The following is a 22,726-nucleotide window of genomic DNA, read 5'->3' on the forward strand; positions in this document are numbered from 1 at the left end:
GTTATTCGCTTACCGGTTGAGAGGAGTGACGCGAAAAACGCAGCCGCAGACGGTCAAAGAAAAGATAGACCACCGGCGTGGTGTAGAGCGTTAACAGCTGGCTCATCACCAGACCGCCGACGATGGTGATCCCCAGCGGCTGGCGCAGCTCAGAGCCATCGCCCCCGGAGAGCACCAGCGGCAGGGCGCCGAACAGCGCGGCGAGGGTGGTCATCATAATCGGCCGGAAACGCAGCAGGCAGGCCTGGAAAATCGCCTCTTCCGGCGTCAGGTTGCCGTTGCGCTGCGCCTCCAGGGCAAAATCAACCATCATGATGGCGTTTTTCTTAACGATGCCAATTAATAACATAATCCCAATCAGGGCGATTAGGCTGAACGGGGCATCGAAGATCTCCAGCGCCAGCAGAGCGCCCACCCCGGCGGAGGGCAGCGTCGAGAGGATGGTCAACGGATGCACATAGCTCTCATATAGCACCCCCAGCACGATATAGACCGTGGCGATAGCCGCGAGGATCAGGATCACCTGCGCGTTCATGGTCTGCTGGAACACCTGAGCGGTACCGGCAAAGGAGCCGCGCACGCTCGACGGCACCCCGAGCTGGGTCATCGCGCGGTCAATGGCCTCGCTGGCTTCCGACAGCGAGCGGCCGGTGGGCAGGTTAAAGGAGATAGTGGATGCCGCCGACAGCCCCTGGTGGTTCACCGACAACGGGGCATTGGCCGGCTGCCATTTGGCGAAGTAGGCCAGCGGGATCGGCTTGCCGTCGCTGTTAATGACGAACATCTTATCCAGGGCGCTGACGTCCTGGGTGTAGGCCGGATCCACTTCCATCACCACCTTATACTGGTTGAGCGGCTGGTAGATGGTAGAGATCTGCCGCTGGCCAAAGGCGTTGTTCAGCAGGTTGTTGGCGTCCTGGACGCTGATGCCGAGGCGCGACATGGTATCCCGGTCATAGACCAGGTCCATTTCGGCGCCATTGTCCTGCTGATCGGAGTTGACGTCCGCCAGCTCCGGCAGCGCCGCCAGCGCTTTGCGGATCTTCGGCTCCCACTCGCGCAGCGCCGACAGGTCGTCGGACAGCAGGGTGTACTGATAGCTGGCGTTCGACTGCCGGCCGCCGACGCGGATATCCTGCACCGCCATCAGGAACAGGTTGGCCCCGGGCTCGTTGGCCAGCTTTTTGCGCAGCCGGTCGATCACCTGCTGCGCCGTCTCGTGGCGCTGGTCGCGCGGCTTGAGGGTGATAAACATCATCCCGCTGTTGACCCGCGAGCCGCCGGTAAAGCCGGTGACGTTATCCACCGCCGGATCTTCGCGAATGATCTTCATAAAGTCCTGCAGCTTGCCGCGCATCGCCTGGAAGGAGATGCTCTGGTCGGCCTGAATGCCGCCCATCAGCACCCCGGTGTCCTGTTCCGGGAAGAAGGTTTTCGGGATCGAAATGTAGAGCCAAACGCTGAGGGCGATGGTGCCCAGCACCACCAGGCCGGTCAGCCGGCTGTGCTTCAGCACCCATTTTAACGATTTACCATAGCCGCCCTGCACGGCCACCAGCAGGCGGCCAAAGCCGCGGTTGCGCGTCGGCTGGTGGGGCTTGCCGCTTTTCAGCAGCCAGCCGCACATCATCGGCGTCAGGGTGAGGGAGACCGCCAGCGAGATGCCGATCGCCACCGACAGGGTGACGGCGAACTCGCGCAGCAGGCGGCCGGGCAGGCCGCCCATCAGCAGCAGCGGCAGGAACACCGCCACCAGCGACAGGCTCATCGACAGCACGGTAAAGCCGACCTCGCGGCTCCCCTGCAGCGCCGCCTGCAGCGGTTTCATCCCCGCTTCCAGATGGCGGGAGATATTCTCCAGCACCACGATAGCGTCATCCACCACGAAGCCGGTGGCGATGGTCAGGGCCATCAGCGACAGGTTATTGAGGCTGAAGCCGCACAAATACATCGCGGCGAAGGTGCCGATTAAGGATACCGGGACGGCGACGGCCGGGATCAGCGTGGCGCGCCCCGAGCGCAGGAACAGGAACACCACGAGGATCACCAGCGCCACCGAAATCACCAGCGTCTGCTCCACCTCCTCCAGCGAGGCGCGGATGGTCGGCGAGCGGTCCTGGGCGATCTGCAGGTCGATAGCCGCCGGAATGGTCTGCTGCAGCTCCGGCAGGCGGGCGCGGATGCTGTCCACCGTCTGGATAATATTGGCTTCCGGCAGTTTGCGGATCATCAGCAGGATCGCCGGTTTGGCGTTGGTCATCCCGGCGTTGCGTACGTCCTGCACCGAATCCGAGACGGTGGCGACATCCCCCAGCCGCACCGCGGCGCCATTTTGATAGTGGACGATCAGCGGCTGATAGTCGGCGGCGGTCTTCAGCTCATCGTTGGTCTGCACCTGCCAGCGGTGCGCGCTGTCCTCCAGCGCCCCCTGCGGTTTGCGCACGTTGGCGTCGCTGATGGCGGTGCGCACCGCGTCCAGCGACACGCCCTGGTTGAACAGCGCCTGCGGGTTGAGGTCGACGCGCACCGCCGGCAGGGAGCTGCCGCCGACGTCGACATCGCCCACGCCGTCGATCTGCGCGATGGTCTGCGCCAGCTGGGTGGAGGCGAAATCATACAGCTCACCCTGGGAGTAGGTGTCCGAGGTCAGCGTCAGGATCATGATCGGCGCATCCGACGGATTGGCTTTGCGATAGGTCGGCCGGCTGGGCATTCCGCTCGGCAGCAGGCTTTGCGCGGCGTTGATCGCCGCCTGAACGTCGCGCGCCGCGCCGTTGATATCGCGGTCGAAGTTAAACTCGAGAATGATGCGGGTGCTGCCGAGCGAGCTGGAGGAGGTCATCTCATTGACCCCGGCAATCCGCCCCAGGGAGCGCTCCAGTGGGGTGGCCACCGACGAGGCCATGGTCTCCGGCGAGGCTCCCGGCAGCGAGGCGCTAACCATGATCACCGGGAAGTCCACCTGCGGCAGCGGGGCTACCGGCAGCAGCCGGAAGCCGAGAATGCCGCACAGGGTGATGGCCAGCGAGATGAGGATCGTCGCCACCGGGCGGTAAATGAAGAGGGCGAAAAACTTCACTTACGCCTCCTCTTCCTGACGCGGGAAGCGGCGCTTCAGGTGCAGCGACAGGCGGTCGAACAGCAGATAGATCACCGGGGTGGTGAACAGGGTCAGCACCTGGCTGAGCATCAGACCGCCGACCATGCCGATCCCCAGCGGACGCCGCAGCTCGGCGCCGACGCCGGTGCTCAGCATCAGCGGCAGGGCGCCGAGCAGGGCGGCGAGGGTGGTCATCAGGATCGGCCGAAAACGCAGCAGACAGGCCTGGTAGATCGCCTCTCGCGGCGGCATGCCCTGCTCGCGCTCAGCGGCCAGCGCGAAGTCGATCATCATGATGGCGTTCTTCTTCACGATGCCGATCAGCAGAATGATGCCGATGATGGCGATCACGTCCAGCTCGCTGCCCGCCAGCCACAGCGCCAGCAGCGCCCCGACCCCGGCGGTGGGCAGGGTGGAGAGAATCGTGATCGGATGGATAAAGCTCTCGTACAGCACCCCCAGCACGATATACATCGCCACCACCGCGGCGACCACCAGCCAGACGGTGCTGCCGAGCGCCGACTGGAAGGCCAGCGAGCTGCCCTGGAACTGGGTGCGAATATCGGTCGGGAAATCCAGCGACTGTTCGGCGGCGAGGATCGCCTCCACCGCTTCGCCCAGCGAGTAGTTGTCCGGGACGTTAAACGAGATGGTGGTCACCGGGAACTGATCGAGGTGGTTCACCGACAGTGGGGTAAAGCGCTGCTCCACCGTGGCGATGGCGGTCAACGGCACGATGCCGCCGTCGCTGCTGGTGAGGCGGATATTCTCCAGCGCCGCCAGGCCCGGCGTCGCCTCGGTATCCTGTTCGAGCACCACGCGATACTGATTCGCCTGAGTGTAAATAGTGGAGATCAGCCGCTGGCCGAAGGCGTTGTACAGCGCGTTATCGACATCGGCCATTGAGATGCCGAGGCGGCTGGCGCTGTCGCGATCCACCTTGATATAGGCGGCCAGGCCTTTGTCCTGCCAGTCGCTGCTGACGTCGGCCAGCTGCGGCTGGGCCTGCAGGCGGCTGAGCAGCGGCGGCACCCAGGTGCTCAGCGCCTCGAGGGAGTTTGCCTGCAGGGTGAATTGATACTGGGTGCGGCTCACCGTGGTGTCGATGGTCAGGTCCTGGGTCGGCTGCAGGTAGAGCGCCACGCCGGGGACGCCGTCCACCGCCTGCTGCAGACGGCTAATCACCGTCTGGACACGGTCGTCGCGTTCGTCCAGCGGCTTGAGGTTGATCTGCAGGCGGGCGCTGTTCAGCGCCGGGTTGGTGCCGTCGACGCCGACGAAGGAGGTCAGACTCTCCACCGCCGGATCCTTAAGGATAATGCTGGCCACCTGCCGCTGGCGCTCGGCCATGCTGGCGAAGGAGACCGACTGCGGCGCCTGGAGGGTACCCTGGATAATGCCGTTATCCTGGATCGGGAAAAAGCCTTTCGGGATAAAGACCCACAGGATAATCGACAGCGCCAGGGTGCTCAGGGCGACGCCGAGCGTCAGCCACGGATGATTCAGCACCCGGCTCAGCCAGCGGCCGTAGACGGCGATCACCCGTTCGAAGAAACGCTCGCTGGCTCGCGAGAATCGGTTCTGCTTACGCAGCGATTCGTGGCTTAGCATACGGGCGCACATCATCGGCGTCAGGGTCAGGGAGACCACCGCCGATATAAGAATAGCGACGGCAAGGGTGACGGCGAATTCGCGGAACAGGCGGCCGACGATATCGCCCATAAACAGCAGCGGGATCAACACCGCGATCAGCGAGAAGGTGAGGGAGATGATGGTGAAGCCGATCTCCCCCGCGCCCTTCAGCGCGGCGGCCAGCGGCTTCTCGCCTTTTTCGATATAGCGCGAGATGTTCTCGATCACCACGATGGCGTCATCCACCACGAAGCCGGTGGCGATGGTCAGGGCCATCAGCGTCAGGTTGTTGATCGAGAAGTCGAGGAACACCATCACCGCGAAAGTGCCCACCAGCGATAGCGGCACCGCGACGCCGGGAATAATGGTCGCCGGCACGTTGCGCAGGAACAGATAGATGATCATCACCACCAAGGCGATGGCCAGCATCAGCTCAAACTGGGTGTCGCGCACCGAGGCGCGGATGTTGGTGGTCCGGTCGGAGAGGACCTGCACCTTCACCGATTTCGGCAGGCTCTCGGTGAGCTGCGGCAGCATCTGGCGAATGCTGTCGGCGGTGTCGATGATGTTGGCCCCCGGCTGGCGCTGGACGTTCATCACGATGGCCCGCTGCTGGTTGGCCCATGCCCCGAGCCAGCTGTTTTCGGCCCCTTGTTCGACGCTGGCGACATCGCCGAGCCGGATCGGCGCCCCGTTCTGATAAGCGATAATCAGCCGGCGATAATCCTCAGCGGACTGCATCTGATCGTTAGCGGAAAGCGTCACCGCGCGGGCCGGGCCGTCGAGGCTGCCTTTCGCGGAGTTAACGTTGGCGCTGGTGATAGCGGTGCGCACGGTTTCGCTGGTCAGGCCGAGGGCGGCGATGGCCTGGGCGTTAAGCTTCACCCGCACCGCCGGGCGCTGGCCGCCGGCGAGGGTCACCAGACCGACGCCGGAAACCTGGGAGATCTTCTGCGCCACCCGGGTCTCCACCATGTCCTCAACCTGGGTCATCGGGATGGCGGAGGAGGTGACGGCGAGGGTCATGATCGGCGGATCCGCCGGGTTCACCTTGCTGTAGACCGGCGGGTTGGGCAGATCGCTCGGCAGCAGATTGGTGGCGGCGTTAATGGCCGCCTGCACTTCCTGCTCGGCGACGTCCAGCGGCAGGGTCAGCTGGAACTGCAGCGTGACTACCGAGGCGCCGCCGGAGCTTTGCGACGACATCTGCTTAAGGCCGGACATCTGGCCGAACTGGCGCTCCAGCGGGGCGGTGATGGCGGAGGTCACCACGTCCGGGCTGGCGCCCGGATAGAGGGTGACTACCTGAATGGTCGGGTAATCGACCTCCGGCAGGGCGGAGACCGGCAGAAAGCGGTAGCCGATGATCCCGGCCAGCAGGATAGCCACCATCAGCAGAGTGGTGGCCACCGGACGCATAATAAACAGCCGGGACGGGCCGCCGGTGCGGCCTGGAGGTAACACCTGCATCAGGAACGCGCTCCGTGTTTACCGCTCTGGCGCGGGGCGGGCTGCGCCTGCTCGCCGCTGCTGGCGGTGACAACTTCCACCTTCGCCCCCTCGGTCAGGCGGTCAATCCCGTCGGTGACCACGCGATCTCCGGCGGAAAGCCCGGCGCTGATGACTACTTTCTGGCTGTCCTGGATGCCGGGCGTCACGCTGTGTTTGCTGACCTTATTCTCATCGTTCAGCACCCATACGAAATGCCCTTCGTTGCCCATCTGCAGCGCGGCGGCAGGGATCACCACCGCGTTCTGCTGGGTGTCCACCAGCAGGCGGGCGTTAACGAACTGATTGGGGAACAGCGCGTCGTCCAGATTGCTAAAGCGTGCCTTCAGCTTGATGGTCCCGGTGGTCGCATCGATCTGGTTATCGAGGCTCAGCAGCTCGCCGACGCTGATTTTCTGCTTATTGGTGCGATCCCAGGCTTCGACGCTGAGCGCTTTGCCCGCTTTCTGCGCCTGCACCACCGTGGCGATGCTGCTTTCCGGCAGGGTAAAGACCACGTCGATCGGGTGCGTCTGGGTAAGGACCACGATCCCGGTGGTATCCCCGCTGGAGATCTGGTTGCCGATATCGACCTGCTTTAAGCCGACGCGGCCGTCAATTGGCGCGGTAATGCGGGTCCAGTCGAGCTGCAGCTGGGCGCTGGCGACGGCCGCTTCATCAGCTTTCACCGTGCCGGCGGATTCCACCACCAGCGACTGCTGAGTGTCGAGCTCCTGGCGGGAGACGAGGTTGGTCTTCACCAGCTGCTGGTAACGAGCGAGATCGCGGCGGGCGTTGGCGAGGGTGGCCTGATCTTTCGCCAGCTGACCCTGCGCCTGGGCGAGAGCGACTTTAAACTGGCTGGGGTCGATCTGCGCCAGCAGGTCGCCGGCTTTGACCTGCTGACCCTCCTGGAAGTGAAGGCTCAGCAGTTGGCCGTCGACCCGGCTGCGGACGGTGACGGTGTTGGCCGCCGTCACCGTACCCAGCCCGGTAAGATAGCGCGGGACCGCTTCTTCGGTGGCGGTGGCCGCCTGCACCGGCGCCAGCGCGGCGCCAAAGCGGCCATGGCGTGCGCCGCCCGGCCCCTGCGGGCCATGCCCGGCGGCGGGAGCCCCGCTGCCGCTCGTCCCGCGATCGTGCCAGAACCAGTAGGCGGCCCCGGCGATAATCACTACCGCCAGCGCGGCGCCCCAACGACGTATGTTACTGCCTTTCATTAGTTTACGGTCTCATCCTGAAGCGTTTCGCTGAATGATACTAGTTTAGTGAGGGAAGGGGCCGTAAAAATGGAGGAATTATGAAAAGAAGGTTGAGAAATGTCTGGATAACCGCCGCGACGCCGGGCGCTCCCGCGGCCGATATCCGGGGTGATATCAACTTTTAGTTTAAAAAAGCAAAAAATAGTTGTATCCGCGGGGGCTTTAATTAGATTTATGCGGTGAATAAATCAGTGCATTCTCATAATAATAAAATATGCACTTAAAAATCAACGTGTTAAATAATCAGGGGTCATTGCTGTGGCAAACGCAAACAAACTCACGCTCTTCATCGTCATTTTTATGCTGATGGGGATCCTCTCCGGCGCGGCTATCCATGCCTACGCGACGCCAACCACCGTCTCCGCCTGGGCGGACAATATTACGCTGCTCACCGATCTGTTTCTGCGGTTAATCAAAATGGTCATCGCGCCGTTGGTGTTCAGCACCCTGACGGTCGGCATTATGCGCCTCGGCGAGACGGCGACCATCGGCCGGGTAGGCGGCAAGGCGATGGTCTGGTTCATCACCTCCTCAGTACTATCCATTCTCGTCGGGCTGGTGATCGTCACCTTCCAGCACCCGGGCGCCGGGTTAAACCTGGCGGTGCCGAAAGAGGCGGTGGATACCGGCCTGGCGGTCAGCGGCATGAGCCTGAAAGGATTCCTGTCGCATACCATCCCCACCAGCATCACCGAGGCGATGGCCAACAACGAGATCCTGCAGATCGTGGTGTTCTCGATGTTCTTCGGCATCGCCGGCGCGTCGCTGGGGGAGAAGTTCAATGCTCCGCTGGTGGCGGCCCTTAACGTGGTGTCGCACATTATGCTGAAGGTGACGGGCTATGTGATGTACGTTGCGCCGCTGGCCATCTTCGCCGCCATCTCGTCGGTGATTGCCTCCCAGGGGCTGGGGATCCTGCTCAACTATGCTTCGTTCATCGGCGGCTACTACCTGGCGGTGCTGTTGACCAGCGCGGTGCTGATTGCCGTCGGCTATATGGTGCTGAAAAAAGAGGTTTTCCGCCTGCTGAACATGCTGAAAGATCCGGTGCTGGTGGCCTTTACCACCAGCAGCTCGGAAGCGGCCTATCCGAAGACCCTTGAGCGACTGGTGAAGTTTGGCTGCTCGCGCAATATCGTCTCGTTCGTCCTGCCGATTGGCTACTCGTTCAACCTCGTTGGCTCGATGGTCTACTGCTCCTTCGCCGCGATGTTTATCGCCCAGGCCTATAACGTGCCGCTGAGCTTTAGCGAGATTACGGTCATGATGCTGACCCTGATGCTGGCCTCGAAAGGTATCGCCGGGGTGCCGCGTTCGGCGCTGGTGGTGCTGGCGGCGACGATCCCCAGCTTCAATATACCGGTCGCCGGGATCCTGCTGCTGATGGGTATCGACCATTTCCTCGACATGGGGCGCTCCGCCATCAACGTGCTGGGTAATGGCATCGCCACCGCGATGCTGTCGAAAAATGAAGGGTTGCTGACCGACGAGGAAGCGCAGCCGGACTGGGAAGTGGAGAAAGCGGAAGCCTGATCCTGCCGCGCCCTTTCACTGAGGGCGTTATTCCACAAGGAAAAAAGAACCCCTGACAGGCACGTCAGGGGCAATGTGACGAAGTATCAGTTTTCCTCGTGTAGCGTGTTTTTTATTATATAAAGACGGGCGGTAACGTCTTTATACCGAGGAAGCGTCAGAGTTTAACGTTATGTCCGCCAGCGCTGGATATTTTTTAGCATCCTGCGGCTATTTTCGGATTTCCGACAATATAGCCAGGTCAATATCTTATTTTTTTGTGCTGCTGTTTGCCTACCAGCGCTCTCGTAAAAGATTCATAAACTGGAAAAATTCATGATTATTATTCAGGCTGTATTTTTCCATGATCTTATTCTTATGATAGGCGGCGGTGCGGGGACTCACACGCTGCAGGGCGGCGATTTTACTCATATCCAGCCCTTCGAGAATACCGTGCACTACGGCGGTCTGCGATCGCGATAACACGCGATGCGGACAGCTGGCGCAGCTGAGTTCCCGGCCTGCGGCGTCGGTAGCCGTGGGGGTCATACAATGCTGGAGCTCGCTTTTAATGATCGTCAGCAATTGCGGAATACTGGCCGTTTTTAGCGAAACAAAAATGACCCCTTTCAGGCAGTTAATCATGAACTCATCTTCCGGCAGCTGGTCATAGCTATGGAGGATAATCAGCGAGCTTCCTCTTTTTCTGTTCTTAATCAGGGTATTACACAGGTATATTTCCCCGGGGATCACTTCGCAGATAATGATATCTTCAGCTGACAGATCGGTGTTACGCCAGGAAAAACGCGCCCGCAGATCGCCCCGGGTGAGGTCATTGACCATGGCTACCAGCGATTCACGGACAAAGGCGTTGCGGGTGTTGATGGTGACATTAATGTTTCTCATGGCGTTATTTCCTTACGCAAAACATAACGCCATGCTGTGACAAATCCTCCGGGCGTATGCGGTGTGTTGAAGATATAAAAGCACCTACAATAATTTTTTATTATTTTAAAGTGAATTATTTACGACGCATCGAACGCTTATCGTTAAAAGTAAATTTCTGCCGCCTCCTGTCTTTCAGATATGAAATAAGACTGTATACAGAGATGCTGAAGAAAAAAATGCATAGCAATAAAACTAACCACGTTTGCATGGCCATCGTTTTTACCCTGATTGTGTTGCATGGTGTCAGAATTTGCCGCGAACGGCTAATACGTTTTGTTATATGCTTTTCTGTCCCGTGAAAATCTTACGCCATCATCCTGATGTGCTAGCACTATAAGAAAGTTCTTAAGGTTATCGTCAGTCTCATTCCTCTCATTTCTCTCAGAAAATGAGAAAAATTAACACTTACGAGTTTTTTATATCCCGCACGGCCGCCGACGCGCCCCGTCGTTCAGGAAATAAAGGCCAGTCCCTTACCAAAGATTGCGCGAACGGGCAGGTGGATCCCCTGCTGGCGTGCCTTGTGACGCAGGCGGCTAACCACCACGTCGATCCGGTGCAGGTCAGGCTCGCTTTCATGGGAAAACAGGCAGGCATGGAGATCCAGTTTGCTGCACACTTCGTTGCGATTGCGCATCAGGAGCTCCACCAGGCGATATTCCTGCTGGGTTAATTCCAGCGTCCGGGCGTCGGGTGAAATCAGTTTATCCTCTTGCAGACGCCAGCTGCCGGGGGAGACGGCCGGCGGCGTGCCGATCGCCTCCGCAGGCGGAGCCGCCGGACGGTCCTGGCGCAGGCGCACGCCGAGGGCGGTGAGGGTCTCGGCAAGATGGGCGAAGTTTACCGGTTTAATCAGATAGGCATCGGCCCCAAGGCTCAGCACCTGCAGTTTATCCTGTTGCTGACCGCGGGCGCTGACCACCACCAGACCGTAGTGCCCCAGCTCATGCAGATAGTTCAGTACGCTGAAGCCATCCTCGCCGGGCAGGCCGATATCAACCAGCACGATATCCACCGGATGGCTGTGCAGTTGCCGCCAGAAGGCTTCGGCGCTGCGCGTCCCCCACACCTCGAAGCCGCGATAGCCCAGCCAGGCCAGCAGTTCATCCAGCAGATCGGCGTTATCTTCAATTATCGCCAGCCGTAAAGCCATACGTCGTTCTCCTCTTAAGCAACCGTGGGGAGGGTGAGAATAAAGGTGCAGCCGTCCGGGCCATGCTCGGCCAGCCACAGTTTGCCATCATGAGCCTGCACTATCTGACGCGCAACATACAGTCCGAGACCGGTGCCGCCTGGCACCGGCGATGTGTGCTCGCCGCGGCGGTAGCGCTCAAAGATCAGTTCCGCCTGTCCGGCGGGGAGTCCCGGGCCGTGGTCGCGAATGCGTAGCTCCGTTTGCCCGGCATCGGAATGAATATCGATGGCGATTTCACCGGGGGGCGAATACTTGACGGCGTTATCCAGCAGATTAGCGATGGCGATGCACAGCAGGCCGGCATCGGCCTGCAGCTGCGGGCTTTCCACCGCGCCGTGCTGGCGGATGTTCAGGTAGTGATCATGGGAGATGGCCACCACCGAGGCGGCCATGTTGATCACCGTCAGCAGGGCGGTCTGCTGGCGCTCGACGTGCAGATCGTGGGAGGCGAGCCGGGCGTCGGCAAGGCAGTTATCGGTGAGCTGCACCAGGCGGGTGGCGGCGCGGCCGATGCGATCGAAGCGCGCCTCCTGGCTGGTCGAGGCCGCCGAGAGGCGAAGATTCTCCAGCGCCGCCTGGATCACCGCCAGCGGGGTGCGGAATTCGTGCGCCACCATGCCCATAAACTGCCGCTGGTGGAAGCTGGCTTCACGCTCAATCTGCAGTTCGCGCGCCAGGCGCTGCTTCTGCTCCAGCTGGCGGTTTTCAGCACGCACCCGCAGGATGGCAATGATCAGCACCGTAATGATGTGGACGATCAGCGCGTACTGCCAGAGGGAATAGATCGCCATATGGAACGGGATAATCCCATGGATCGACAACTGCACCAGCACCGCGGCGACGACATAGAACGGCGGCAGCAGACCCAGCAGCAGGGTGGTACGGTCGATAGCTTTTTTGCGCCACAGCCACCAGGAGGTGAACAGCAGCACCGGGGTGATAATGATGAATACTACCCCTTCAATCTGCATCGCGAAGCCGTAAAACCCGAGCGGAATACTGACCTGCAGCACCAGGTTGAGTATCACGGCGGCGATCAGCAGCTGATGAAGTCGCGGCATATTCTTCTTCAGATCAAAAATCTCGCTGTGCAGCCAGAGGGCGGTGGCATAGCTGAACAGCGAGAGGCTACTGATCATAAAATCCTGGAAGGGCAGCGCGGCGTGGCCGAAGAACCACTCCGGGAAGCCGTGCAGAGCGGCCACCAGCGGATAATTGAGCGAGAAAAGACAGATCCCCCATAGCAGACGCCGGCGCAGGGCCAGCGCCAGCCAAAGCGCCACACCGCTGGCCACAGCGGCCAGGCCGAAGTAGAAGCTCCAGAAAGCGGTGTCAGCGGTGGCCCGCTGCACAAACGTCTGCGCAGAGGAGAGCGAGGCCAGCAGGATCAGGGTGCTGGTGCTCTGCAGGCGAAAGACCAGCTCATAGCCGGCGTCGGTTGGCGGAGGGGGCAGTATCAGCACCCTTTCCCGATAATGCAGATCGCTTCCGCGGGCGCCGTCGCGATCGCCAAAGATGCGCTGCGTCCACGGGCCATCGCTGCCCAGTGGCCGGTAGTAAATGGTCAGATGGTCGACGAAAGTGGGGCCCAGCTGCAGCCAACGCGGCTCCCCGGCAAACCACGTGCCCGGCAGCTCGCTGCGCAGCCACCAGGTTTTTCGCGAATAACCAAAGGAGGGGATCTGCCGGGTGGTGGCGAGCTGGTCTGTGGGCAGGGCGGCAAAGCGATCGAGGGTCATCTGGCCGCTGTCGTCGGCGTACCACTGGACCGGAATATCAATCCCCACCTGGCGCGTCGCCGCCTGCGCCTGCGGGGCGACCAGCAGCAAGAGTAATCCACAGCTGAGCAGCCAGCCTGCCAGGAGCCGCGGCCGGCAACGCCGGACCGCCGCGAAGATCGCAGACACCCTTTTCAATCACGCCCCCTTGCGGCATGCAAAGATTACTGACCGCAGACGTCTGGCTACGGTATGGATAATACGCCCCCGGAAGCGGGGGAGAGTGGACAGGCCTGTCCGGACGAACAGGCCATTTTGCGTGGGAGACCAGGAATATTCCAGTGTAATCTGCAGCGCCAGGATCAGGACAGACCTGCTGCGCGGCAGCGCCGGACGAGGGCTAGCGGAAAACCACCTGCGCCCAGCGGGCCAGCCCGGCGGTCACCGAGCCAAAATCATCGCCGCCGGCCAGCGGAATACCCGGCAGCTGAGCGGCCAGCGCCTTTTTGATCAGCGGCGAACGGGCGCTGCCGCCGGTAAGATAGATCACATCCGGGGTGGTCTGGCTGCTGTCGAGCGCGAGCCGCACCTGTTCCATAATGCGGGTCAGGGGCTGATCCAGCGCGGCTTCCAGACCCTGCTGGGCGATGGCGGTGGCCAGATCGTCCTGAATAAACGGCAGCGCGGTTTCGACGCTGGCGGCGCTGGAGAGGGCGATTTTGCTCTCTTCGGCGCTGCGCACCAGACGATAGCTAAGACGCTGGCGCCAGACCTTCAGCAGTAGAGCCACCTTGTCGGCATCCCGGGCGCTGCGCAGCAGATCGTTCAGCAGGCGGCCGTTGGCGGTGCTGTAGAAATCGCTCTGCGCCGGCACGTCGTTGATCGCCACCGCATTCCACCACGGGAGGATCGGCAGCGCGGTGCCTTTTTCCGTTTCGCCGCCCATGCCGAGGAGGGGCATCAGGCATTTGAAGGCCAGGGCAATGTCGAGATCGTTACCGCCGATGCGGCAGCCGCTGTGGCCGAGCAGGCTCTGCTGGCGGTCGGCGCGCTCCCGCCACTGCGGGCCCATCAGCAGCAGGGAGCAGTCGGTGGTTCCGCCGCCGATATCGACGACCAGCACCCGCTTTTCTTCACTGAGGGTCGCTTCGAAATCGAGCCCGGCGGCCACCGGTTCAAACTGAAAGACCACATCGCGGAAACCGGCGCGATGGGCGGCCCGCTCAAGGATCCCCTGCGCCTGGGCGTTCGCCTCATCGCCGCCGAGGCCCTGGAAGTTAATCGGTCGGCCAATCACCGCCTGGTCGATCTGCTCGGGCAGCTGGCTTTCGGCCTGCAGCTTGATATGCAGCATCATGGCGCAGACCAGGTCTTCAAACAGGGCCACCTGCTGCGGCTTCAGCCCGCTGGCGCCGAGGAAGGATTTGGGCGATTTAACGAAGTAGACCTCTTGCGGATCTTCAACATACTGCTGCAGGGAGGCGAGACCGAACTGCACGCTGTTGCGCAGCACCTCGATGTCTTCGTCGCGGTTGGCGGCGATGGCCCGACGCAGCAGCGCCTGGTTTTCGTCGCTGTGGGTGGGGACATCATGATGGCGATAGAGCCACTCGCTGACCGCTTCGCGCGTCGGCGCGCAGAGCATGGAGGGCAGCAGGGCGCTGCCGTTTTCCAGCGTTAACAGCTGGGGGGTGTTTTCCCGCATCACGGCCACCGAACAGTTGGCGGTGCCGTAGTCAAAACCAATAAACATCGTCTGCAAAATCCCCATGCCGGTGAAGAAGGGGGGCGACTTTAGCGGATCGTCGCCATGCCGACAACCGGAATTTAAAAGCAAGGCGCTGATGGTCAAGGGCGACTATCATTGAAACGCTATATAAAGGAGAGCTTATGGTGCTGTTACCCTGGACCCCGCCCTATGACTGGGCGTGGATGGTTGGTTTTCTGCAGGCGCGCGCGGTTGCCGGCGTCGAGCGTTTTCACGATGGGGGCTACAGCCGCAGCTTTGGCGTGGAAGGCCACCGCGGGCTGATTCATCTGGCGCCGGACGAAGAGGCGCAGGGCCTGCGGGTGACCCTTTCCCCGGGACTGCAGCCGGTAGCGGAAATCTGCTATGCGCGAATTGGCCAGCTGTTTGATTTAGCCTGCGACCCGCGGCAGGTCGCTCGCACGCTGGGCGACCTGCCGCAGGCGCGGCCGGGGCTGCGCCTGCCGGGGGCGCTGGATGCCTTCGAGCAGGCGGTGCGCGCGGTGCTGGGCCAGCTGGTGAGCGTGGCGATGGCCGCCCGGCTCACCGCCAAAGTGGCGGCTGGCTGGGGCGAACCGCTGGCGGAGGCGCCTGGATATGTCTTGTTCCCGACGCCAGAGGCGCTGTCCCGGGCCGATCCGCAGGCGCTGAAGGCGCTGGGGATGCCGCTGCGACGCGCGGAGGCGCTGATCCACCTCGCCCGGGCGGCGCTCAGCGGCGAGCTGCCCCTGACGGCGCCGGCGGATATTGACGCCGGGCTGCGTCAACTGCAGACCCTGCCCGGGATTGGCCGCTGGACGGCAAACTACTTTGCCCTGCGCGGCTGGCAGGCGAAAGATATCTTTTTGCCGGATGATTACCTGATTAAACAGCGCTTTCCGGGAATGACCCCGGCCGCCATCGCCCGCTATGCCCGCCGCTGGCAGCCGATGCGATCCTACGCGCTGTTGCATATCTGGTATACCGATGACTGGGCGCCGGCGGCGGAATAGCCGCCCGGGGCGCATACCACTGGTATCGGGACGCTGAAATCCCTATAATTGCCGCGTTTGGCGGTCCGCCGCCACCCTCCATCTCTATCCAGGTTAATCAGGTCGCAAAAATTTATGACTGATATGTCCCATCAGTGCGTCATTGTAGGCATCGCCGGCGCATCGGCTTCTGGCAAAAGTCTTATCGCCAGTACTCTCTATCGCGAATTGCGTGAACAAGTTGGCGACGAACATATTGGCGTCATTCCGGAAGACAGCTATTACAAAGATCAAAGTCATCTGTCGATGGAAGAGCGCGTCAAAACCAACTATGACCACCCGAGCTCAATGGACCACAGTCTGTTGTTCCAGCATTTGCAGATGCTGAAAAGCGGCCAGCCGATTGAACTGCCGGTCTATAGCTACGTCGAGCATACCCGCACGCCGAACACCATTCACGTCGAGCCGAAGAAGGTGATTATCCTTGAAGGGATCCTGCTGCTGACCGATGCGCGCCTGCGTAACGAGCTCAACTTCTCTATTTTCGTCGACACCCCTCTCGATATTTGCCTGATGCGCCGTATTAAGCGCGACGTTAACGAGCGCGGCCGCTCCATGGACTCGGTGATGGCCCAGTATCAGAAAACCGTGCGCCCGATGTTCCTGCAGTTTATTGAACCGTCGAAGCAGTATGCCGACATCATCGTGCCGCGCGGCGGCAAAAACCGCATCGCTATTGATATTCTGAAGGCCAAAATCAGTCAGTTCTTTGAATAACCTGGCCGAATTGTGTAACGTGCAAAGAGTAGCCCTGTTGCCCTCTCCGCCGCGAAGCGTGCGGGAAGCAGCCTTATAAGGAGAAAGCCCATGCGTCTGTGTGACCGAGATATCGAAGCCTGGTTGGATGAAGGGCGACTCGCCATCAATCCGCGTCCGCCCGTTGAGCGTATTAATGGCGCGACGGTTGATGTACGGCTGGGTAATAAATTTCGCACCTTCCGTGGCCACACGGCGCCGTTTATCGATTTAAGCGGCCCGAAGGCCGAGGTCAGCGCCGCGCTGGACCGCGTGATGAGCGAAGAGATCGTCCTGCCGGAAGGGGAAGCCTTTTTCCTGCATCCGGGCGAACTGGCGCTGGCGGTGACCTACGAGTCTGTCACCCTGCCTGCCGACCTGGTAGGCTGGCTGGACGGACGCTCCTCGCTGGCGCGCCTGGGGCTGATGGTGCACGTTACCGCGCACCGTATCGATCCAGGCTGGTCCGGCTGCATCGTGCTTGAGTTTTACAACTCCGGTAAGCTGCCGCTGGCGCTGCGCCCGGGGATGCCCATCGGCGCGCTGAGCTTTGAACCGTTATCGGGCCCGGCGGCCCGGCCGTATAACCGCCGTGAAGACGCCAAATATCGCGACCAGCAGGGCGCGGTGGCGAGCCGAATCGACAAGGATTGATAACGTCAACGGGGTGTTGCTGAGGGTGCCATGAGACGAATACTGACAACGCTGATGATCCTGCTGGCGGTCATTGTCGCCGGGCTTACCTCGTTGGTATTGCTGGTCAATCCCAACGATTTTCGCGCCTATATGGTGCATGAGGTGGCAGAGCGCAGCGGTTATCAGCTTGACCTTGATGGCCCGCTGCGCTGGCACGTCTGGCCGCAGCTCAGCATTCTCAGCGGACGGATGACGCTGACCGCCCGAGGCGCCGAAGAGCCGGTGATCCGCGCCGACAATATGCGCCTCGACGTGGCGCTGCTGCCGCTGCTCTCGCATCAGCTGCAGGTGAAGCAGGTGATGCTCAAGGGCGCGGTGATCCAGCTGACCCCGAAAACCGAGGCGGTTCGCGACAGCTCAGCGCCGGTGGTGCCGCATGACAACACCCTGCCGCTGGCCCCGGAGGATCGAGGATGGTCCTACGATGTGCGTCAGCTGCAGGTGGCCGACAGCGTGCTCTTCTTCCAGCACGAGAACGGCGAGCAGGTGACCGTGCGCGATATCCGTCTGCAGATGGAGCAGGATGAGAATCACCGGGCCACCGTGGATTTCTCCGGCCGGGTGAACCGCGACCAGCGCGACCTGGCGCTGAACTTCTCCGCCACCGTGCAGGGCGGCGATTATCCGCACTCCTTAAAAGCCGACTTTACCCAGCTTAGCTGGCAGCTGCGCGGCGCCGAGCTCCCACCGGACGGCATTAATGGTCAGGGGAGTCTGCAGGCCAGCTGGCAGGAAGATGACAAGACCCTGCGTTTTGACAACCTGAATCTGATGGCTAACCGCAGCACCGTTACCGGCAGCGGCAGCGTGGTGCTGGGAGACCGCCCGGACTGGTCGCTGGATCTGCACGCCACCACTCTCGATCTCGATAGTCTGCTGGCGCAAAGGTCGCCGGCGACGGACAGTAGCGCCAGTCAGCAGGGCCAGAGTCAGACGCGACCGCTGCGCCCGGTGATCGCCGACAGCGATGAGCGCGAAGATTACCAGAGCCTGCGCGGCTTCAACGGCCGAATGGCCCTGAGCGCCGACCAGCTGCAGTGGCGCGGTCTGAACTTCACCCAGGTGCAGAGCGAAATCAGCAACCAGCAGGGGCTGCTGACGGTCAGCAAAATGCAGGGCAATCTTGACGGCGGGCAGCTCTCTCTCCCTGGCACCCTGGATGCCCGCGGCGACACGCCGCTGGCGACGTTCCAGCCGGCGCTGCAGAATGTGGAGATCGGTTCGCTGATCAAAGCCTTTAACTATTCCTTAAACCTGACCGGCAAGCTGTCGCTGAGCGGCGAATTTTCCGGAACGCGCATTGACGCCGATGATTTCCGTCGCCACTGGCAGGGACAGGCTCAGCTCCAGATGGCCGATACCCGCACCGAAGGGCTGAACTTCCAGCAGCTGGTGCAGCAGGCCGTGGAGCGCAGCACCAACGTGCGGGCGCAGGAAAATTACGACAATGCCACCCGCCTGGATTCCGTGAGCAGCCGGCTGACGCTGGATAACGGGCTGGTGACGCTGAACCGCCTGCAGGGGCAGTCCGACGTGATGGCGATGACCGGCGAAGGACAGCTCGATCTGCAGAAAGAGAACTGCGATATGCGCTTCAACGTGCGCGTGCTCGGCGGCTGGAAAGGGGAGGGCAAGCTTATCGACCGCCTGAAACAGACCGCTATCCCGCTGCGCATCTACGGCGAGTGGCAGTCGCTGAGCTACAGTCTGCAGGTCGATCAGATCCTGCGCAAACAGCTGCAGGATGAAGCGAAGCAGCGCCTCAACGACTGGGTTGAGCGTAATAAAGGCAGCAAAGACGGCAACGATGCCAAAAAGCTGCTCGATAAGCTGTAATTCCCACCCCCGCGGCCCGGAAGTTTCCGGGCTGTGTTTATCGTCAAAGCTTAATGTCACAATGATGCCGGGTGGCGGCTGCGTCTGACCCGGCCCGGGATGTGCGCAATATCATCCGTTTGCGTCGCCACTTAATGTAGGCCTGATAAGCGCAGCGCCATCAGGCAGTGTGGCGGCTACGCCTGACCCGGCCTGGATTATACGGTGGGTGTCATCCCCCGATTAGTTCGCCATCCCGTAGGCCTGATAAGCGCAGCGCCATCAGGCATTAAACAGGATACCTGGCTATCAATTTTACGGCCCGGGATACCCCGGGCCGTTTTATGCCTGACGATTACACCTCATAATCCAGCTCATCCTGCTTTACCGGCGGGACGATCTGCACCTTCTGCACCCGATGGCTGTTGACCTGCAGCGTGCGCAGCGTATAACCGTCAATCTCAATGGTCTCCCCCACCTGCGGCACATGCTGCAAATACTCCATCAACAGACCGGCAACGGTGTGATACTCACGTTTATCATCCAGCGGCAACGGAACGTACTGCACCAGGTCCTCCAGCGGCATATGGCCATTGACCGTCCACGAACCGTCCTGATGATGCTGAATATCGTGCCGGGCATCGATCTCCTCCACCTCATTGGGCAGATTACCGGCGATGGTCTCCATCACGTCGCTGAGGGTCACAATCCCCTCGACGGAGCCAAACTCATCGACCACAAAGGCAAAATGGGTGCGGGCCTGGCGGAACTGCTCGAGCGCCGAGAGGAGCGGCAGGCCCTCCGGGAAGACCAGCGGTTGACGCACCAGCGCCTGCAGATCCAGCGGCTCCTGACGCAGGGACTGCTGGAGCAGGTCAATAACATGCACCACACCCAGCAGATCTTCATTATCCTTCCCGCCGGTCACCACCAGCCGGGTATGCTGATTTTTCTCCACCAGGCTGCGGATCTCTTCCTCCGGCGCGCTGAGGTTGATGCGCTCAATATCATGGCGCGACGTCATAATACTGCTGACGCTGCGCTGATTAAGGTTCAGCACCCGCTCAATCATCAGTCTTTCCTGCGGATTAAACAGTGGATGTTGATCCTGATCGGCGACCAGCGACGCCGTGTCAGCATCCAGTTCAGCTTTTTCTTTCTGCCCGCTCAGCAGATTCATCACCGCTTCGGTAGTGCGCTGACGCAGCGTCATATTCGCGGAGAGGAAGCGACGGCGGTTAAACTGCGCCAGCTGATTAAGCGCTTCAATCATGACCGAGAAGCCAATGGCCGCATATAGATAGCCTTTCGGAATGATAAAGCTGAAGCCTTCAGCAATCAGGCTGAAGCCGATCATCAGCAGGAAGCTCAGACAGAGGATCACGATGGTCGGGTGGCTGTTAACGAAGCGCGTCAGCGCCTTGCTGGCCATCAGCATCAGGCTGATGGCGATAACCACGGCGGCCATCATCACCGCCAGGTGATCAACCATGCCGACGGCGGTGATCACCGAGTCGAGTGAGAAGATGGCGTCGAGCACCACGATCTGCGCCACGACGGCCCAGAATTTCGCCCCTTTGCGCTGGGTGGGGTTATCGCTGTCTTTCCCCTCCAGCCGCTCATTAAGCTCGACGGTCGCTTTAAACAGCAGAAACAGGCCGCCAAACAGCATAATCAAATCGCGAGCGCTAAAGCTGAAGTCGTGAAAAACAATCAGCGGTTTGGTCAGGGTGACCAGCCAGGAGATAGAGGCCAGAAGCAGGAGACGCATGACCATCGCCAGCATCAGGCCAGTGATCCGCGCGCGGTCGCGCTGGGCGGGAGGGAGCTTCTCGGCGAGGATAGCGATAAAGACCAGGTTATCGATACCCAACACCAGTTCGATAACCACCAGCGTGACGAGACCTGCCCAGATTGACGGATCGGCAATCCATTCCATATGTATTAAAACCTGTACGACTGCGGTATGTGTTACCACGATCATGGATAAGATGAGTCTAAAATGCAATAACGACGCGGATATCGCCCTGCCGTGGGTGGATATATTTCCAGCGGATTAAGCGAACCGATAAGAATTATGTTCCGGAAAAGAACAGTGAAAAAATAACACCATGGCGGCGACCATGGAATAAGCTTGCCGATATCAGAACTTTTTCCGCTGCGTTTCAGCGAGGGCGGCAAAAGGGCTTCCTCCCGCGGTTCGTCACGGCGAGCGCGGATGCTCAGAGCAAAGCGAAGCGCGAAGCCAGCTCACAAAACCGGCATAATTCATATTATGAAGTGAGTGCAGAATAGGGCGGATCGCAGTTCACCGCCGCGGATTCAGGCTAATATGTCATCATATCCGGCTGTTTATGCTGAAATATATTGCCTGGCGAAATTTATTATCTATATCTATTCTTTTCGGGCATACGCGCGGCGCGGCGGGGCCGGCGGCCAACAGACCACGATAGACGGGCCTCTCAGCCACATCGCGCGGCGCAAAGGAACGAGCCGCTGAATAACCTGAACGAAAATAAGATTATTCTCACTTCTTACTGTTGGTAAAAGGGAGTTGTGTGTATTCTTTTACGTGACAGTGAATTTAAGAATTTGGCGGGCAGATGCCCGGGCAGTATCCGTGTATTATCAGTTCCAATGGATTTGTGACATGTACAATTTTGCAAAACCGCGTGTTTTGCAACCAAACAGGTGAAGATGAATATGGCGAATTTGAAAGCGGTTATTCCGGTCGCAGGACTAGGCATGCATATGCTGCCGGCCACAAAGGCAATTCCAAAGGAGATGCTGCCGATCGTTGATAAGCCAATGATTCAGTACATCGTTGACGAAATCGTCGCCGCCGGGATCAAAGAGATTGTTCTGGTGACGCACTCCTCGAAGAATGCAGTGGAAAACCACTTCGACACATCCTACGAGCTGGAAGCCCTGCTGGAACAGCGCGTGAAGCGCCAGCTGCTGGCGGAAGTGCAGGCCATTTGCCCGCCGGGCGTGACCATCATGAACGTGCGTCAGGCGCAGCCGCTGGGCCTGGGCCACTCCATCCTCTGCGCCCGCCCGGTAGTCGGCGACAACCCATTTGTGGTGGTCCTGCCGGATATCATCCTTGACGGCGGCACCGCTGACCCGCTGCGCTATAACCTCGCCGCTATGATCGCCCGCTTTAACGAGACCGGCCGCAGCCAGGTGCTGGCGAAACGCATGCCGGGCGATCTCTCCGAATACTCCGTCATCCAGACCAAAGAGCCGATGGTGGCTGAAGGCCAGGTGGCGCGTATCGTCGAGTTTATTGAAAAACCGGACGAGCCGCAGACTCTGGACTCCGATCTGATGGCGGTGGGGCGCTACGTGCTGTCGGCGGATATCTGGGCCGAACTGGAACGTACCGAGCCGGGCGCATGGGGCCGTATCCAGCTGACCGACGCCATTGCCGAACTGGCGAAGAAGCAGTCCGTCGACGCGATGCTGATGACCGGCGAAAGCTACGACTGCGGGAAGAAAATGGGCTACATGCAGGCCTTCGTCACCTACGGGATGCGTAACCTGAAAGAAGGCGCCAAATTCCGCGAAAGCATTAAAAAACTGCTGGCCTGAGCGCCAGCCTGAAACCGAGCGGCAAGGCTGAAGCATTCGTCCTGCCGCTCATAACGTTATGCAGAAATTATTCATAACGTGAATGTTATAACGATTGTAAAGAAACGTATGGCTTCGGAGACTTCTGGTAGTTTGTCTCTGGCCTCTGTGGTGCAATGGTCGGAGTAGCGGCAATAATGCTTTATGAATAGTCACTTAGTGCGACAATTCCTAAAGCGCAGGGATAGCGGTCAACGTCAGCCAAAAATAAAAC

At 60.4% G+C, this 22,726-nt stretch carries 14 protein-coding genes and 1 pseudogene; 6 read left to right on the top strand and 9 right to left on the bottom strand.

Annotated elements, in window-relative coordinates; all coding sequences use genetic code 11:
• Position 1: 1 nt before the first annotated feature.
• Genes mdtC through ACR809_RS08600 form a run of 3 tightly spaced genes read right to left on the bottom strand, consistent with a single transcriptional unit; the run spans position 2 to position 7,440 of the window.
• Positions 2 to 3,079 (bottom strand): multidrug efflux RND transporter permease subunit MdtC, encoded by a 3,078-nt coding sequence (gene mdtC / locus ACR809_RS08590; protein WP_002912617.1) that lies wholly within the window; start codon positions 3,077 to 3,079, stop codon positions 2 to 4.
• Positions 3,080 to 6,202: an MdtB/MuxB family multidrug efflux RND transporter permease subunit gene (locus tag ACR809_RS08595; RefSeq protein ID WP_004149055.1), complete on the bottom strand. Its 3,123-nt coding sequence runs from the start codon at positions 6,200 to 6,202 to the stop codon at positions 3,080 to 3,082. It lies immediately after the preceding gene.
• Entirely contained in the window at positions 6,202 to 7,440 is a 1,239-nt protein-coding gene (locus ACR809_RS08600; protein WP_122051188.1) for an MdtA/MuxA family multidrug efflux RND transporter periplasmic adaptor subunit, read from the bottom strand. The genes ACR809_RS08595 and ACR809_RS08600 overlap by 1 nt, the downstream gene beginning before the upstream one ends.
• Positions 7,441 to 7,740: 300 nt before the next feature.
• On the opposite strand from ACR809_RS08600, the gene ACR809_RS08605 reads away from it, so the two are divergent.
• On the top strand, positions 7,741 to 9,015 hold the full coding sequence (locus ACR809_RS08605) for a dicarboxylate/amino acid:cation symporter (RefSeq protein ID WP_004149053.1): 1,275 nt from the start codon (positions 7,741 to 7,743) through the stop codon (positions 9,013 to 9,015).
• 273 nt (positions 9,016 to 9,288) lie between these two features.
• On the opposite strand, the gene ACR809_RS08610 is transcribed toward ACR809_RS08605, so the two are convergent.
• From ACR809_RS08610 to yegD, 5 genes are all read right to left on the bottom strand, one after another.
• A complete protein-coding gene (locus ACR809_RS08610) occupies positions 9,289 to 9,900 on the bottom strand; it encodes a helix-turn-helix transcriptional regulator (RefSeq protein ID WP_009483956.1) in 612 nt (203 codons plus the stop codon).
• A gap of 115 nt (positions 9,901 to 10,015) precedes the next feature.
• Positions 10,016 to 10,156, bottom strand: a complete 141-nt coding sequence (locus ACR809_RS08615; RefSeq protein ID WP_162992528.1) for a small membrane protein — start codon at positions 10,154 to 10,156, stop codon at positions 10,016 to 10,018.
• A 237-nt stretch (positions 10,157 to 10,393) separates the two neighbouring features.
• Positions 10,394 to 11,095: a response regulator transcription factor gene (locus ACR809_RS08620; protein ID WP_122051189.1), complete on the bottom strand. Its 702-nt coding sequence runs from the start codon at positions 11,093 to 11,095 to the stop codon at positions 10,394 to 10,396.
• A 14-nt stretch (positions 11,096 to 11,109) separates the two neighbouring features.
• Positions 11,110 to 12,966: a sensor histidine kinase gene (locus tag ACR809_RS08625; protein ID WP_122051190.1), complete on the bottom strand. Its 1,857-nt coding sequence runs from the start codon at positions 12,964 to 12,966 to the stop codon at positions 11,110 to 11,112.
• Positions 12,967 to 13,255: 289 nt separating this feature from the next.
• Entirely contained in the window at positions 13,256 to 14,608 is a 1,353-nt protein-coding gene (yegD, locus tag ACR809_RS08630) for a molecular chaperone (protein WP_023284036.1), read from the bottom strand.
• 137 nt (positions 14,609 to 14,745) lie between these two features.
• Between yegD and alkA the strand changes: the two genes are divergently transcribed.
• The 4 genes from alkA (at position 14,746) to asmA (ending at position 18,900) form a co-directional block, all read left to right on the top strand.
• The gene (gene alkA / locus ACR809_RS08635; RefSeq protein ID WP_009307444.1) at positions 14,746 to 15,594 is read left to right on the top strand and encodes a DNA-3-methyladenine glycosylase 2; all 849 of its coding nucleotides are present in this window, start codon (positions 14,746 to 14,748) and stop codon (positions 15,592 to 15,594) included.
• A 114-nt stretch (positions 15,595 to 15,708) separates the two neighbouring features.
• On the top strand, positions 15,709 to 16,350 hold the full coding sequence (gene udk, locus ACR809_RS08640) for a uridine kinase (RefSeq protein WP_002912442.1): 642 nt from the start codon (positions 15,709 to 15,711) through the stop codon (positions 16,348 to 16,350).
• 90 nt (positions 16,351 to 16,440) lie between these two features.
• Positions 16,441 to 17,022, top strand: a complete 582-nt coding sequence (gene dcd, locus ACR809_RS08645; protein ID WP_004151145.1) for a dCTP deaminase — start codon at positions 16,441 to 16,443, stop codon at positions 17,020 to 17,022.
• A gap of 30 nt (positions 17,023 to 17,052) precedes the next feature.
• Positions 17,053 to 18,900 carry an outer membrane assembly protein AsmA gene (gene asmA, locus ACR809_RS08650; RefSeq protein WP_004180531.1) on the top strand — a complete coding sequence of 616 codons (1,848 nt, stop codon included), beginning with the start codon at positions 17,053 to 17,055 and terminating at the stop codon, positions 18,898 to 18,900.
• Between the two features lie 334 nt (positions 18,901 to 19,234).
• On the opposite strand, the gene ACR809_RS08655 is transcribed toward asmA, so the two are convergent.
• The gene (locus tag ACR809_RS08655; protein WP_440310709.1) at positions 19,235 to 20,818 is read right to left on the bottom strand and encodes a TerC family protein; all 1,584 of its coding nucleotides are present in this window, start codon (positions 20,816 to 20,818) and stop codon (positions 19,235 to 19,237) included.
• Between the two features lie 758 nt (positions 20,819 to 21,576).
• Here ACR809_RS08655 and galF point away from each other — a divergent pair.
• Positions 21,577 to 22,550 (top strand): annotated as a pseudogene (gene galF / locus ACR809_RS08660) (GalU regulator GalF).
• The last annotated feature ends 176 nt before the right edge of the window (positions 22,551 to 22,726 follow it).

Source organism: Klebsiella sp. CD33 (assembly GCF_051992865.1).
Lineage (GTDB): Bacteria > Pseudomonadota > Gammaproteobacteria > Enterobacterales > Enterobacteriaceae > Klebsiella > Klebsiella pneumoniae.